The sequence below is a fragment of the Enterobacter sp. 241F3 genome, assembly GCF_034106785.1.
GTDB lineage: Bacteria > Pseudomonadota > Gammaproteobacteria > Enterobacterales > Enterobacteriaceae > Enterobacter > Enterobacter vonholyi.
This window is the reverse complement of record NZ_JAWNDD010000007.1, coordinates 113,461-127,704: the sequence shown is the minus strand read 5'-3', so window position 1 is coordinate 127,704 and position 14,244 is coordinate 113,461. Positions and strand designations below refer to the sequence as shown.

At 58.8% G+C, this 14,244-nt stretch carries 16 protein-coding genes; 1 reads left to right on the top strand and 15 read right to left on the bottom strand.

All coding sequences use genetic code 11. From position 1 onward, the window contains the following. Position 1 precedes the first annotated feature (1 nt). From UR504_RS17810 to UR504_RS17740, 15 genes are all read right to left on the bottom strand, one after another. Positions 2 to 580 carry a DUF3261 domain-containing protein gene (locus UR504_RS17810; protein WP_274241162.1) on the bottom strand — a complete coding sequence of 193 codons (579 nt, stop codon included), beginning with the start codon at positions 578 to 580 and terminating at the stop codon, positions 2 to 4. Beyond that, positions 577 to 2,901: an MMPL family transporter gene (locus tag UR504_RS17805; RefSeq protein ID WP_274241160.1), complete on the bottom strand. Its 2,325-nt coding sequence runs from the start codon at positions 2,899 to 2,901 to the stop codon at positions 577 to 579. Before UR504_RS17805 ends, UR504_RS17810 begins: the two co-directional genes overlap by 4 nt. Continuing rightward, positions 2,870 to 3,475 carry a LolA family protein gene (locus tag UR504_RS17800; RefSeq protein ID WP_274241158.1) on the bottom strand — a complete coding sequence of 202 codons (606 nt, stop codon included), beginning with the start codon at positions 3,473 to 3,475 and terminating at the stop codon, positions 2,870 to 2,872. The genes UR504_RS17805 and UR504_RS17800 overlap by 32 nt, the downstream gene beginning before the upstream one ends. Then, positions 3,472 to 3,894: an acyl-CoA thioesterase gene (locus UR504_RS17795; protein ID WP_023309526.1), complete on the bottom strand. Its 423-nt coding sequence runs from the start codon at positions 3,892 to 3,894 to the stop codon at positions 3,472 to 3,474. The genes UR504_RS17800 and UR504_RS17795 overlap by 4 nt, the downstream gene beginning before the upstream one ends. 3 nt (positions 3,895 to 3,897) lie before the next feature. Beyond that, positions 3,898 to 5,589 carry a glycosyltransferase family 2 protein gene (locus UR504_RS17790; protein ID WP_302237662.1) on the bottom strand — a complete coding sequence of 564 codons (1,692 nt, stop codon included), beginning with the start codon at positions 5,587 to 5,589 and terminating at the stop codon, positions 3,898 to 3,900. Next, positions 5,580 to 5,933, bottom strand: coding sequence for a hydroxymyristoyl-ACP dehydratase (locus tag UR504_RS17785; RefSeq protein ID WP_111963741.1), 354 nt, complete (start codon positions 5,931 to 5,933; stop codon positions 5,580 to 5,582). The genes UR504_RS17790 and UR504_RS17785 overlap by 10 nt, the downstream gene beginning before the upstream one ends. Further along, positions 5,920 to 7,281: an AMP-dependent synthetase gene (locus UR504_RS17780; RefSeq protein ID WP_271369597.1), complete on the bottom strand. Its 1,362-nt coding sequence runs from the start codon at positions 7,279 to 7,281 to the stop codon at positions 5,920 to 5,922. Before UR504_RS17780 ends, UR504_RS17785 begins: the two co-directional genes overlap by 14 nt. After that, positions 7,274 to 7,861 (bottom strand): hypothetical protein, encoded by a 588-nt coding sequence (locus tag UR504_RS17775; RefSeq protein WP_133295273.1) that lies wholly within the window; start codon positions 7,859 to 7,861, stop codon positions 7,274 to 7,276. The genes UR504_RS17780 and UR504_RS17775 overlap by 8 nt, the downstream gene beginning before the upstream one ends. A gap of 6 nt (positions 7,862 to 7,867) precedes the next feature. Further along, entirely contained in the window at positions 7,868 to 8,119 is a 252-nt protein-coding gene (locus UR504_RS17770) for an acyl carrier protein (RefSeq protein WP_024908875.1), read from the bottom strand. A 10-nt stretch (positions 8,120 to 8,129) separates the two neighbouring features. Next, positions 8,130 to 8,387 carry a phosphopantetheine-binding protein gene (locus UR504_RS17765; protein ID WP_008503081.1) on the bottom strand — a complete coding sequence of 86 codons (258 nt, stop codon included), beginning with the start codon at positions 8,385 to 8,387 and terminating at the stop codon, positions 8,130 to 8,132. Next, positions 8,368 to 9,183, bottom strand: a complete 816-nt coding sequence (locus UR504_RS17760; protein WP_111963744.1) for a lysophospholipid acyltransferase family protein — start codon at positions 9,181 to 9,183, stop codon at positions 8,368 to 8,370. Before UR504_RS17760 ends, UR504_RS17765 begins: the two co-directional genes overlap by 20 nt. Continuing rightward, on the bottom strand, positions 9,180 to 9,902 hold the full coding sequence (locus UR504_RS17755; RefSeq protein WP_133295271.1) for a beta-ketoacyl synthase chain length factor: 723 nt from the start codon (positions 9,900 to 9,902) through the stop codon (positions 9,180 to 9,182). Before UR504_RS17755 ends, UR504_RS17760 begins: the two co-directional genes overlap by 4 nt. A gap of 67 nt (positions 9,903 to 9,969) precedes the next feature. Continuing rightward, a complete protein-coding gene (locus UR504_RS17750; protein WP_111963746.1) occupies positions 9,970 to 11,034 on the bottom strand; it encodes a methyltransferase in 1,065 nt (354 codons plus the stop codon). Positions 11,035 to 11,103: 69 nt separating this feature from the next. After that, positions 11,104 to 11,493, bottom strand: coding sequence for a hypothetical protein (locus UR504_RS17745; protein ID WP_302237674.1), 390 nt, complete (start codon positions 11,491 to 11,493; stop codon positions 11,104 to 11,106). Positions 11,494 to 11,830: 337 nt separating this feature from the next. Then, positions 11,831 to 12,880 (bottom strand): AI-2E family transporter, encoded by a 1,050-nt coding sequence (locus UR504_RS17740; protein ID WP_023309517.1) that lies wholly within the window; start codon positions 12,878 to 12,880, stop codon positions 11,831 to 11,833. Positions 12,881 to 13,025: 145 nt separating this feature from the next. On the opposite strand from UR504_RS17740, the gene UR504_RS17735 reads away from it, so the two are divergent. Further along, positions 13,026 to 14,243, top strand: coding sequence for an MFS transporter (locus tag UR504_RS17735; protein ID WP_302237677.1), 1,218 nt, complete (start codon positions 13,026 to 13,028; stop codon positions 14,241 to 14,243). The last annotated feature ends 1 nt before the right edge of the window (position 14,244 follow it).

Sequence of the window (14,244 nt, the reverse complement as noted above, 5' to 3'; positions counted from 1 at the left end):
CTCAGTCACCCAGATATTGAATGGTGATGTGGTATTTGAATACGTTTTGCTCGATGCTGATCGGCTCGCGCTTGCCTTTACGCTGCAGGTAGACAATCTCCGTCACCAGCTTTCCGCTGGCGTTACGCAGCTCGCGTCGATCGCCATTGTCCGTTAGCGTCCAGCCCTTCGGCAACTGCGGCTGCCAGGCGCTAATTGGCCAGTGGCTTAGCATCACGTCCGCCAGCACCTGGCTGGCGGGCGGCAGCTGCGGCACAACGATCGACTGTTCGGTATGAATACCGGTCTCATCGTACGTCGCCAGGAACAGACGGATCCCCACGGAAGAGAGCCCGGCCAGCGTCACCTTATGCGCATCCGCGTTGAGCATCACCAGCAGGGACTGCGTTTGTCCGTTAAAGCTGCCGGTCAGCAGCTGCTGGGAGCTTACCGCCGGGCTGATGCCGGGCGGCGGCAGCGTCACTCTGGTTCCCGGCTGGAGCCAGGCCTGGGGACGCGTCTCTTTGGTATCGGTCGAATGGCTGCAGCCCGCCAGCAGCAGCGCTGCGGCCAGCGCGACGGCGCGGTAAAAAGCGTTCATTTACGTTTTCTCTCTTTCTTATCCGGCATCGCCAGCGGCGCCAGCAGGAAGGCGGTAAAAATACCGCTCACCAGCACGATACCAAAGCTGCTGATGGCCTGGGTGGCGCTGAAGACGAGCATGCCCAGCGTCAGCAGCGTGGTCATCATGGCCAGCGTAATCGCCAGCATTGAGGTGAGCGGCGTACCGCGCGGATTGCTGAAAAACAGCGTGTAGTTAATGCCAATGCCGAGCACCAGTACCAGCGCCAGAAGTGAAAACAGATTCACCGGGTGGCCCGTTGCGGCCAGGACCGACAGCCCGCAGGTCAGCGATAGCAAGGACGGCACCAGGCTTATCAGCCCTTTACGCCAGCCGAGGCGCAGCATCGCCCCGCAGGCAATCACCGCCAGCGCCGCAAACAGTAGCCCCGTCAGCAGCGTGCGGTAGAGGGCAAACAGGCTGTCAAAGCTGGCTTTGCGATCGACCCAGACGACGCCGTCATGGCGCGCGGCCAGCTCACCGAGGTAAGCGCTGTTTTTCGCACCGTCCACCGGCACGAGCACGCCGCTTTCCCCGTCGGGCAGGGTCAGCCAGAGCAGACGCCAGCCTTCGCTCGCCGGGCTTTTAAGCCACGCGTCCACGCTGACCGGCATGGCGTCGAGATTCGGGGCGACGGCGTTGAGCCCGGCGCTTTTCAGCACGTTCATTACCGCAGGCGCGGCGTTTTGTAGAAGCGTAAGATCGCTTTTCTGGCGGGCCAGCGAGTTCAGCGGCAGGGTGCGCCAGCGGACAATCTCTCCCGCTTTTTGCGCCTCCGCCAGCGCCGGGGTAAAGGCTTCCAGCCGCTCCAGCGTTTGCTGAGGCGAGGCGCCGTGAACCACAAACCATTTCTGATCGACGCTCTGTCCGGTCAGGGCGGTAATGGCCTTCTCCTGCGCCAGAATATCTTTCGGCAGCGCCTGCAGCTGGGCGATGTCGTCGTCCACCCTCAGCGTACTCATCCCCACGGCGGAGAGCAGCGCCAGCGCGACGGGCAAACCAACGGACAATTTTTTACTGCGCCGCCAGGCGGCCAGCCAGCGCAGCATCAGGACCATAAATGGAACCGGGCGCACCGGTAACCCACGGCACAGCCACGGATGCCAGAAAATCACCGTCAGGCAGGAGGCGCTCAGCCCCACGGCGGCGAACACCGCCATCTGGCGGATCCCGGGGAAGGGGGCCAGCATCATAATCAGGTAGGCGGCGACCGTCGTCAGCAGCGCCAGCAGCAGCGCATTGCGTACTTTCGCCAGGCTTTGCCAGGGGGAGTGCTCCGCGCCGTGCACCATCCGTTCGGTCAGGTAGTAGAGCGTGTAGTCGGCTGAAATACCGATGATGCTCATGCTCATCACCAGCGTCATCAGATGCAGCTCGCCAAAGAGCAGCAGCGTCACCACCGTGCCCGCCAGCGCGCCGATGGCAATCGAGAGCACGCTCAGCAGCAGCGGACGCAAAGAGCGGAACACCGCCACGATGAGCAGGAACACGCCAAGCAGGGTGGCGATACCCAGCGTCGAGACGTCGCGTTTGGCCTGCTGGCTGGCGTAATCGCTGTAAAACACCGTCCCGCGGGAAAGCAGCTGCGCCTGCGGGTAACGCGCTTTTAGCGTCTCCTGCAGCGCGTTAAGCGTCGTCACGAGCCGGTGGGTCTGCTGCATATCAAATGACGAGCCCGCCAGCTCTCCGTGCAGAAGATACCAGTAGTTTCCCGCCTCATCTTTTGTGACCAGCCAGCCGTCCATCAGCCGTAGCTTCTGGCCGTTTTGCGCCAGAGCGAGCTGCGAGCCGCGCATCAGCATCAGGGGATCGTTTTGCAGCTCTTTGCCGCTGACGCCGGAAAAGGCCGAATAAAGCTGAGATAAAATCCACTGCGCCTGCGCTTCTCCGCCGTTTTGCAGGCGGGCGCGGGTGGCGGGATCGATCAGGCCATTTCGGTGCTGCCAGAAGAACTCTCCCCAGGCCTTTTGCCCGGCGGCGTCCATCGGGCCTTTGACCTCGCTAAGCGAATCAGTGCTTTGCAGCAGCGCCAGCCACTGCTGCGCCACGCGCGGATCGGGCTCTTTGCCGGGGCTGACCAGCCAGACCAGCTGGCGGTCGAGACGCTGCATAAACCCGTCGTTGAGCGCCGGCGGGATCGCCCCCAGCGTCTGCTTCGGCAGCATGGCCAGCACGCTGCTGTTCAGACGCGCGCCGGGCAGCAGCGACAGCAGCACGCCCATCAGAATCAGGCATAGCGTGGCCCACAGCAGCGCCGGGCGCAGGGATTTACGGTGCGGCAAAGCGTTGGCGTTCGTCATCGGTCAGGCTGGCGGGCGTCAGTTGGTGGCATGAAAGGGCGATATCGGTACGGTCGCCCTGTTTGTCGTTGAGGCGAATCGTCTCCAGATAGGTCGCGCCGCCCAGATCGAGGGTGGCGAAAATCTTGTCCAGCGGCGTCGTTTTTGGCGTAAGCACCAGCGACCAGCGGCCCGCTCCCAGGTCTTTAAAATCAATGCGGAAGTTCTCTTCCAGCACCTTGCGGTCGGCCTGGAACAGGGCGCGCAGAAGATGATTGAACTGGAACATCTGCGGATTATTGTCGGCAGTGATGGTCTGCGGCGGCTGGCCGTTGATTGCCTGAACCATCCGCTTGTCGTCCAGCAGCAGCGTCATCGGAAACGGCGCTTTTTGATCCCACAGCAGGCCGCTGTCGCGGGCGATCAGCATTTCGCCCTGCGAGCGCAGCGGCTGCGGCATATCTTTTATGGTGCGAACCTGTTCGAAGTGCGCGCGCACCACGGGCTGCTCGGTGAAGCGCTGCTGCAGCTCATCCAGCGTCACGGCGCTGACCAGCGGGCTGAGGATTAGCGCCAGTAAAGGCAACCATTTCATGGCGTTACTCCCATACGTTCAAACAGTATTGCCGGGCTCACAAAGCACATTTCGCGGGTGGCTTCTTCCACCGCCACCTGGATGGTGTACCCGGTGGTCGTGCGTTTGCCGGTCTGCGCATCGAAAATTTGATAGGCAATGCGCAGGCGATTTTCATACTCTTCAACGTGCGCGCGGACGCGAATACGCTGCTCAAAGGTCACCGCATCGCGGTATTTCACCCGCGTGTCGACGACGGGCCAGACGTAGCCGGAGGCCTTCATCTGGCGATAGCCATAGTCAAACTGATTGAGCAGCGCCTCGCGGGCGATCTCAAAGTAGCGGAAATAGTTACCGTGCCAGACCACGCCCATCATATCGACGTCGTGGAACGGAACGGTGATCTCGACTTCAGTCGTAAAGCGGGGATCGGTCAGCACCCTTTACTCCTTTTCACTGGACTCTGGCAGATGCCAGAAATCGAAAAAATTAAACCAGTCGAGCGGCGACATGAGGGCGTAATGCTCCAGCCGCTGCGCGTAGCGATCGACGGTATTCTGCAGCGCCTGCTGGCGTTCACCGCGCGGCAGGTGCAGCGGATCTGCAAATGGTTCACAGTGCAGGACGAGCTTACCCTGCTGGCGCAGGGCAAAAATCAGCACCACTGAGCAGCGCAGGATGGAGGCCAGGATAAACGGCCCCTGTGGGAACGGCGCTGGCTGCCCCATAAACGTACTCCAGATCACCCGCCACTCGCCGCCACGCTGCGGATTCACCGCGATGCGATCGCCCACAATCGCGACCCATTCTCCCCGCTCAAGCTTCTCTTTGATGGCAATTGCGGTGTCCGGGCCGATGTCGGTGACCGACATCAAATTCACGCTGGCCTCGGGCGCCATTTCGCTCATGATTTGCTTAAAGCGCTGGGCGTTCTCGCTGAAGACCAGGGCGGTGATAATTTTGCTGCCGTCCAGCTGGGCCAGGGCCCGGCAGGCTTCTACGTCGCCAAGATGCGAGGCCAGCAGCAGCTTGCCCTGCGGCGCCGCGATATTAAGCGTTTCGCTCGCGCCGGCGGCAAAAACCACGTCGCGATCAAACTTCAGCTCGCCGCGCCAGCTGGCGACCTTATCCAGCATCGCGTTGCCGAAGCGCATAAAATGGAAAAAGCTGTTGAGCCGCGGGGGAACGGGCATGTTCCGCTTATGCAGTTCTTGCTTGACCCTTCCAATCCACTGCCGCGAGGCCTGCCGTGCAGGACGTGCTATAAGCCAGTACACGCCGATCACCGGCCACAGCAGCACGGTAAAGGCCCGCCGACCCAGCAGTTTCCAGACGCGCAGCATCAGGCGCATCCCCCACAGACCCTTGACCTCGTCCTGCTGCGCCCAGTGCTGGCGGCGTCGACGGAAAAGCAGGCCGGGCATGCGGGGCAGCATGCCGAAGAAGAGTCGGGTATGCATCAGGGAGATCCGCACGTTATCTTTTAACGCATCGAAGTGGGACAAGCCGTCCTGCGGGTAGGTGACGCGGGTGGGCAAAAAGACGCTGGTGTTGCCCTGCCAGTAAAGACGGACCATCACTTCGGTGTCAAAGTCCATCCGTTTACCGAGCGTTTCACGCGCTGCCAGCCGCAGCGTGGGCGAGACCGGGTAGACCCGAAAGCCGCACATGCTGTCTTTAAGCTGCAGGGATAAGGTCTCAATCCAGACCCAGACGTGGGTTATCCAGCGCCCGTAGAGTCGCGAGCGCGGAATGGAATCATCGTAAATGGGCTGGCCGGAAATCAGCGCGTCCGGGTGGCGCTCCGCCAGCGCCAGCAGTTTGGGGATATCTTCGATGGCGTGTTGACCGTCCGCGTCCACCTGCACGGCGTGGGTATAGCCCGCGCGCGCGCACTCTTCCAGCCCCCTGATGACCGCGGCACCTTTTCCGGCGTTTTGCGCCAGACGGACCAGCGTCATCTGCGGCTGCTCAGCCGCCAGGCGCTCAAGCTCCTGACGGGTGACTGCGTCGCTGCCGTCATCCACCACCAGGCACGGCAGGCCGAACGGCGCGAGACGTGAGAGCACGCTGGCGATCATGGCGCCGTGGTTGTAGCACGGGATCAGCACGCAGGGGCGGAAGGTTACTGACATAGCCGAATTTTCCCGCTGCTGGCGGTATGGCGCTCAGCCCCTGCGTGACGCTGGTAGCTGAAGGTCAGCATCTGACGTTCAGCATGCCACTCAAGCATCAGCGTCACCGTGGTTTCCGGCAGCAGAGGTGCCTGGAACTTCACGTTTTGAATGCTGTGAAAGCGGTAGCCCGGTGCCAGTAACGTCGTGGCGTAGTGCATCACCCAGTCAAGCTGCGCAACGCCGGGCAGCAGCGGCTGTACGGCAAAATGGCCCTGAAACCAGAACAGCGCCGCGTCGAGATGCAAAACGATCTCCAGCTTCTCCGGCTGTGTCTGGTGGCGCTCAATTTCATGAATTTTCATGAAATAACTCCTCTAACTGCGCATAGACACGCTTGTTCATACTGTTTACCGGCATTTCATCGACAATACGCCAGTAGCGTGGAACGGCGACCGGCTCAAGCCACGGCAGCAGGGCGCGACGCCAGGCGAACTCCTGCGCTTTTTTATCCTGCATATACCCGCGCTGGCGAACTGCTTCGTCCAGAACCAGCAGGGCGCCAATCCCCTGACGGCCCCCGCGCGTGACCGGCAGGGCCGCCGCTTCGCAAATGCCGTCAAGCTCCAGCAGGCGACGTTCGATCTCGTTAAGCGAGATGCGCTTTTCTTCAATTTTGACCACCCGCCCGCGACGCCCGGCGATGCTGAAAAGCCCCTCGCTGTCGAAGTGGAGGATATCGTCCAGCTGGAGTCCTTCAGCCTCGTGGATCAGTGGCGACGTGACGCGACAGGCGTCATCTTCCTGCTGGAAGATAACGCCGGGGAAGGGTTGCCACGGGACGTTATCCTGCTGGCGATGGCGCCAGGCGAGGATCCCGGTTTCGGTACTGCCATAAATTTCATCCGGCCAGACGTTAAGCCAGCCAGCGGTGGTGGATACGTCGCACCAGGGCAGCATTCCACCTGCTGAAATCAGCATCCTGACGGGCGGCGCGGGAAGTTCCGTATCCAGGCGCTTCAGGAACGCCGGGCTGCTGATGAACAGGTAATGCCTGTCAGGAGGCAGGGCGGCCAGTTGTTCTGCGTAATAGAGCATCGCGGCATGCAGCGGCAGGCCCAGCGCCATCGGCAAGACGATACGGAATGTCAGGCCATACAGGTGTTGCGGTACGACCGAGGCCACAATGCTGCATCCGGCCAGACGCTCACCAAAGCGGTTAGCCAGCAGGCGGGCTTCGCGATCCAGACTGACGATGTGCTTAACCACCCGGCGCGGGGTGCCCGTGGAGCCGGAGGTGAACAGTTCAACAAAGCGGCTTTCGTCAATGTCCGGCAGGGGCGTCCAGTGGCGAGCAGTCTGATGGCTGGAGGCCACCACAATCAGCTTGCCATGGAAATCGAGAGTCCTGTCGCTCAGGACGCCGCTAAACAACGACTGCTGTTCTTCAAGCTGCGAGACGCGGCTATGGCCGGGAATGACTGGCGTTTTACCGGCATGCAGCGAGGCCAGCAGCGCAACGATAAACAGATAGCTGTTTTCAAAGCACAGCGCCCAGCGCTCGCCTTCCTGCTGACGCAGGGTGTCAACCAGCAAGGTCACGTCGTGGCGCAGCTGGCCCAGCGTCCAGGTACGATCGTCAAGCCAGGCAACGGGCATGTCGTCAGGGCGCGGGGCGTTCAACCACTGGCCCAGCGGAAGGGGGTTAGTCATTGTGCATCTCTTTTTTTATCACCCGCTGGCGGACCAGCCACTCGGTCGCCATCAGCGTTCCCATCAGGATATAAGCCACCATACCGTTCCACAGCGTCCACAGATGCAGGTCGCCGTGGAGAACGGTGAACAGCGCCATCGCGCCGTTTCCGATGAAAAAGCCGCACCAGACGAGGGTCACCCTGCGGGTATAGCGCACGCCCTCCGGGGGCAAATCCGGCTCGCGCAAGCGCGCCAGCCGTTCGACCAGCGGCATCGCGGTCCACAGCGAACCGCCAAACACGGCCAGCATCACAAGGTTGACGACCACCGGGTAGAACAGCAGCCACTGGTGGGTTTTCAGCAGGTAGCTTGCCGCGCAGAGCGCAATGCCCGCGAGCGCCACGCACTGCACCACATACCGCATCGGGCCACGGTTCCGCTGTGCCTGACGCAGCCGCAGCAGCAACATCAGCGCCATCACCGGTAACAGCCACTGCAGGCTGTTGTGCGTCAGCCCAAATCCAATCAGAAAAGGCCACGCCAGCAGCATCAGACCCGTCAGCAGTGGGATGAGCGGGAACGTCCGTCCACCACGCACGACGTCTTACTCTTCGCGCAGAAGCTGTTCGACGGCGTCTACCACATCCTGAACGGTACGAACAGATTTGAAGGTTTCCGGCTTGATTTTCTTACCGGTTTTCTTCTGCAGATGAACGATCATGTCCACCGCGTCAATGCTGTCCAGCTCCAGGTCTTCATAAAGACGGGCTTCGGGCGTAATGTCCTGCGGGTCGATTTCAAAGAGCTTGGTCAGAAGGCCGCAGACTTCCTGATAAATGGTTTCTTGTTCAGTCATCGTTCACATCTCAGGCGCGTTGAGCGTTGATAAAGGACGCCAGCGTGGCGACGGAAAAGAAGTGCTGGCGCATCTCTTCGCTTTCGGCAGAAAGCACCACGCCATACTGGTTTTTCACGGCCAGACCCAGTTCCAGCGCGTCAATGGAGTCCAGACCCAGCCCATCGCCAAACAGCGCGGCATCGGTATCAATATCCTCTGCGGTAAGCTCGTCCAGATTCAGCGTGGTGATAATGAGATTCTTAATTTCAAGATAAAGCGCTTGCATCATTAATTCCTGACAAAGATTGAAGGCCTGATGTTAATCGATGCTCCAGATGCCGGTTTAACTGCCTTGCCGCCAGCGCCGGTTCTTGTTCATTTGCATCGTAAAATTCGTCGATGTTCACGCGGTCGCGGACATCCACGGTGAAAACAGGTTTTTCTGGCGGTACATCATACCAGTGACTTTTTTTATCCAGCAGATGTTCGCTACAGTGGATCAGCACCACCCGCAGATCGCTGTTACAGCGCACGGCGATATTAGCCGCGCCGCGCTGGAGGGAGATAGCCTCGCCAAACCGGGTTCGTGTGCCTTCCGGGAAGATCAAAAGCGTGTCGCCCTGAGCCAGACGCTGCTGGCTGGCCGCGAGCAGGGGCTCGGCTTCGCTGTTAATCAGGTAATCCGCCGCGCGGATGACGCCGCTGACAAAGGGATTACGCAGCAGCGCGCTCTTCACCAGACAGTCGGTTTCTGGCATCACCGACGCCAGGATCACGTAGTCAATTAACGTGGGGTGGTTAGCTACCACCAGACAACCCCGATCGCTGCGCAGCGCGTCAAGATTGCGAATGCGATAGTCCAGTACCCCGAGTCCGCGCGCAACGGTCAGGAAGAAACGGAAGCTGGCCGCAATGCTGCGACGCGCCAGACGTCGACGGTTGGCGCGGTCGCGCTGGACGATCAGCAGCAGGTTGAACCAGACCAGCGACAGCAGCAGTCCGCCCACGCCAAACAGCGCGAAGCAGAATCCGGTCATCACCAGACGCCATAACCAGTTGATACGGGCAGCCAGGTGGTTCATGCGCGCGTCCATTGCCACAGCAAACGTTCGCCGGGCACTACAAACTGACGTTCCTCGCTGAGATAGCGCTGCAGGAACATCAGGCTTTGCGGCAGGGCGGGTTCTTCACCCGCGCTGCCGCTGTGGGTTTCACACTGCAATTCCTGGCCGGATTCAATGACCAGCGCCAGCGCGTAGGGCCAGGTGGGCATCTGCTGCGGTAACGCCGGATGGTAAAATTCCGGCAGCGCGCCGTCAAAATCGACCAGCAAGACGCGGGAGTAGCCGGCATGCAGCAGGCTCAGCACTTCACATAAAGCCTGCTGGAAGGTGTCCAGCCCGGCAGAGATGGATGACGAGACGATGGGCTGGCGTGCGGTAATCGTGAGATTGCCCACCGCCGAGTTGTGCACGGACATGGCGAAGTCGGTGGGCGATACGGACTGGCCGGTTGCCAGAGCATGCAGAATACGGTAGTTGCGCTCCAGCTCGCCGTGGCGGCTGGAATAGACGACGGCATCAATGGCGTGGTTTTGCAGCATGGCAAGACCAATATCCACCGCCAGCTTGCTGCCTGAATTGAGGCGGCGCGCGGTCATCATAGGTAAAGCGGTCAACCGGGGAAGCGGGGCAGCTGGATCGACGGCCAGCTGCAGGCGAGACCACGCCTGCCACTCTGTGGCATCGCTGAGTCCTGGCGCTCTGGCCTGCCAGTCGATAATGTTCAGTGAAAATTTCATCTACGCGCGTCCGCGAAAAAAACCGTATTCAAAAGGCAGACTAGGCCACCCGGGCAGCTAAGCTGCTCTATTGTTCACGTTTGGTGCATATCAGCAGGGTATGACCGACCCCAAGGTTGTCCAGCCGCTGTTCAACGCTGAAACCTGCACTCTCCAGGTAGCGATAAAACTTTTCTACGCTGTAAAACCGGCTATTGCCATTCGCCATACAGGTGAAATAGAGCGAGGTGGCATTCAGGCTGAAAGAGGCTGCTTCAAATTTCTGAGCATCCCAGAAAAGCTCCATGATGCACAAACGTGCGCCTGGCTTCATGGCCTGTGCGACGCGCGTCAGCATGGCGACAATCTGATCCGGAGAGAAACAATCCAGGAACTGGCTCATCCACCAGACGTCGGCGTCACCCGGCAATGTTGCTGGGCTAAGCATATCGACAGCATGGAATGCAATACGATGAGAAAAACCTGCTTTTGCGATGTTTTCCTGCGCCAGCGCTATCTGCTGCGGCAGATCGAGGATCGTCACGGCAACATTTTCGTCATAGCGGCAGCAGCGTAACGACCATTTACCCGTATTTCCGCCCACATCGTACAATTTTGTCGGCGAGCTTGCGAATATATATGGCAAAGCCGCGTCAAAAGCGGCGTCAGAATAGTAATGATCAAAGGCGAACCAGCTATCCTTCGCCGGAGCAGGTAATTGGGATAAAGCCGGGTAGATGGTTGGCCAGTTGCCAAACACGGCTAATCCGGCAGGTTTTTCTTCCTGCAGGGCGTCCGCCAGGTGAAATAGCCCCTGGTAACAAACGTCCTGGGTGAAATCCATATTTACGCGGGTCATTTCGTCGTGCAGTAAAAAATGGCCCACTTTCGCCAGGAAATAACGTCCATGCTGTTGGGTTACGATTCGACCGCTTAATCCCATATCCAGCAGTACGCTGACACCATAGCTACCTAGCGTGCTGTGTTCTGTTATTTCCTCAAGGCTGGCACCTTCTTTCCCTTGTTTATCTAGCCAGGCGAGAACGCCTGAGTTACGCAGACAAAGCGCAGTCTGGAATAACATCGGGGCAAAAGCGATGCGTTGCGCTTCGGTAATGGCATCCAGTGCGCTGAGTGTGTCCTTTTCGTACATTACTACGTAACCTTTGAGGATAATAAAGAGAGGTTATCGGGCCATACGCGGCCCGACTTTAGAAAAATATTACAGCGTGGCGCCTGCGGAGAGGTTCAGCTGAATATCGTGGTCGAGGTTATTCACCCAGCGGTTATAATTTTTGTGAATTTTACCGTCTGCCGCTTTCAGATTAAGGCTGTTTTCATAGTTGATTGAATAGCTTGTTGCCGTGTACGGAATACTCACCTGGACCGAGTGATCGCGCGACTGCAAACGCCCCTTAATCATTCCCGGGCCCGCTTCCGTCATGATCCAGTCACGTTTTTGGCCTGCTTTCAAAATTGCCGTTTTTACCTGATCGGCAGTATGACCCGCGCTTACAATAGAGTGAACCTGAGCGATTGGGGCGGTACGCGCACAGCCAGCCAGTGCGCCAACGAATACGGCAACAGCACACCATTTAACGATCTTTTTCATCAACAACTCCATATCAATATTAACAATTAAAGGTAGTGGTATTTACAAATAATATTCATCCGGCTTTCCGTTGGCGCCAGGCGTATTTTTAATCAATATTAATGTTTGCATTACGATGAAGCGAAGACGGAAATAATAACATGGAAAATAAGTAACTATTTCATTTTTTTTTATAATTTGCGTTAAATCATAAATTGCATTTGAGCGTAATGCGCACGACGTAAATAAAACAGGGTGAATATCGCCTTAACGCAAATAAAATACCGCGACGGATTAAGGACGCGGTAATTTACGGTGTATTACTGATGGTTTAAACCTACCTGTACAGGTAGGTCGGTTATCCGGGTAATCGGCTTTTCGGCCTCCCCGGACCGAGCAGGATCGCCAGCTTGCTGCCGCCTTTGGTGGTTTCCATCCAGATTTTACATACGCTGGTCAGGGGGACCGACAGCAGCATACCGACCGGGCCCAGCAGCCATCCCCAAATCAGTAAGGATAAAAATACCACCAGCGTCGACATGCCCAGACGGTGTCCCATCATGCGCGGTTCAAGAATATTGCCCAGCACCATATGCACGACGAGGAACAGCGCGCCGACCAGCATGCATTCGTAGAAACCGTTGAACAGAAACGCCTGAATCATCGGCGGCACGGCGGAAAGCACCGCGCCAATATTCGGCACGTAGTTCAGCAGAAATGCCAGCACGCCCCACATCAGCGCGAACTGCACGTCCATCAGCATCAGGCCCAGCCAGACAATGACCCCGGTCCAGACGCTCAGAAGCGTTTTCAGCGCCAGATATTTTGAGACGCCCTTCAGTGCCCGGTGTAATCCGGCAATGTGAATTTGTGGGTTGTTCAGTGCAAAGCGCAGCTTATAGGGAACGTGGCGGACTTCGAACAGCATAAACACTACCGTCATGACCAGCAGCAGAATGCTGGCCATCGCGCCGGAAAGCCCCGTCATCAACGTGGTGGCGTAGGTCATGACCTTCTCGGAGTCCATTCTGCGCAGCATCCGTTCGGGTGAAATATGCAGATTAAGAAAGGGTACCATCTCCTGCAGCGCGACAATCTTACGCGTCAGCTCTTTGTTGTACTGCGGCAGCATGGTGGAGAATTCGCTCAGCGATGCCGCCAGTACGCCGAAGAGCGCCGTCAGGCCAATCAGCATAACAATAACCACAATGGTGATGGCTACCGGGCGGCTGACGCCCCGACGTAAAAACCAGGTGACCAGAGGATTAAGCACAATGGCAAAAAAGAGCGCCAGCAGGAGCTGAACAATAATGTCGGCGGCAGCATGAATACCCGCAAGGATAACCACCAGACAGGCGAGTTTTAATAAGATGTGAAGTCCTGCTTTGTCGGACGGGTTAGCGATCATGCGTGTTCCTTAATATGATGACCCGATAAGTGTAGTGCCCGGGCTTCGCTTCGTCTGGAGCCGTTAATCTGAAAGTCGGGGCTGATTTTCTTATTGCGCCGTGGTAATAGTGAAACACGGTTGTAAAAAATCCAGGTAAAACCCCATGCCCGAACCTGCCGCTGAACCGGCACTGAGCGGATTGCGCCTCAATCTGCGCATCGTTTCCGTTGTGATTTTCAACTTTGCCAGCTATCTGACCATTGGCCTGCCGCTGGCGGTCCTGCCGGGCTATGTCCATGACGTGATGGGCTTCAGCGCCTTCTGGGCGGGGTTGGTCATCAGCCTGCAATATTTCGCCACGCTCCTGAGCCGCCCCCATGCCGGGCGCTACGCGGACCTGTTCGGTCCAAAAAGCATTGTGGTGGTGGGTTTGTGCGGCTGTTTCCTCAGTGGCCTGAGCTACCTGCTGGCTGCCGCAACCAGCCACTGGCCGCTGGTCAGCCTGGCGCTGCTCTGCCTGGGCCGCGTCATTCTCGGCATCGGACAAAGCCTGGCGGGAACCGGCTCGACGCTCTGGGGCGTGGGGGTGGTAGGTGCGCCGCACATTGGCCGGGTGATCTCCTGGAACGGGATTGTCACCTACGGGGCAATGGCGCTCGGGGCGCCGCTCGGCGTGGCCTGCTATGCGCTTGGCGGGCTGTATGGGCTGTCTATCACCATTATGGCGGTCGCGCTGCTGGCAATTCTCTTTGCGCTGCCGCGTCCGAAAGTTAAGGCCAGCAAAGGCAAGCCGCTGCCGTTTCGGGCGGTGCTGGGGCGCGTCTGGCCGTACGGCATGGCGCTGGCGCTTGCAACCACCGGCTTTGGCGTAATTGCAACCTTCATCACCCTGTTCTACGACGCCAAAGGCTGGGACGGCGCGGCCTTTGCGTTAACCCTGTTTAGCTGTGCGTTTGTAGGTGCCCGCCTGCTTTTCCCTAACGGCATCAACCGTCTCGGCGGGCTGAATGTGGCGATGATCTGCTTTGCGATAGAGATTGTCGGGCTGCTGCTGACCGGAATTGCGATGGTGCCGTGGGTCGCCAAAGTGGGCGTGTTCCTCGCGGGGGCCGGCTTTTCTCTGGTCTTCCCGGCGCTGGGCGTGGTGGCGGTAAAAGCCGTGCCGCCGCAGAATCAGGGGGCGGCGCTGGCGACCTATACGGTATTCATGGATATGTCTTTAGGCATTACCGGCCCGCTGGCGGGGCTGGTGATGGCCTGGGCAGGCGTGCCGGTGATCTATCTTGCTGCGGCGGGTCTGGTTGTTATTGCGCTGCTGCTGACGTGGCGGCTAAAAAAATGGCCCCCGGTGCAGGCACCGGAGGCCACGTCATCGTCGTGAA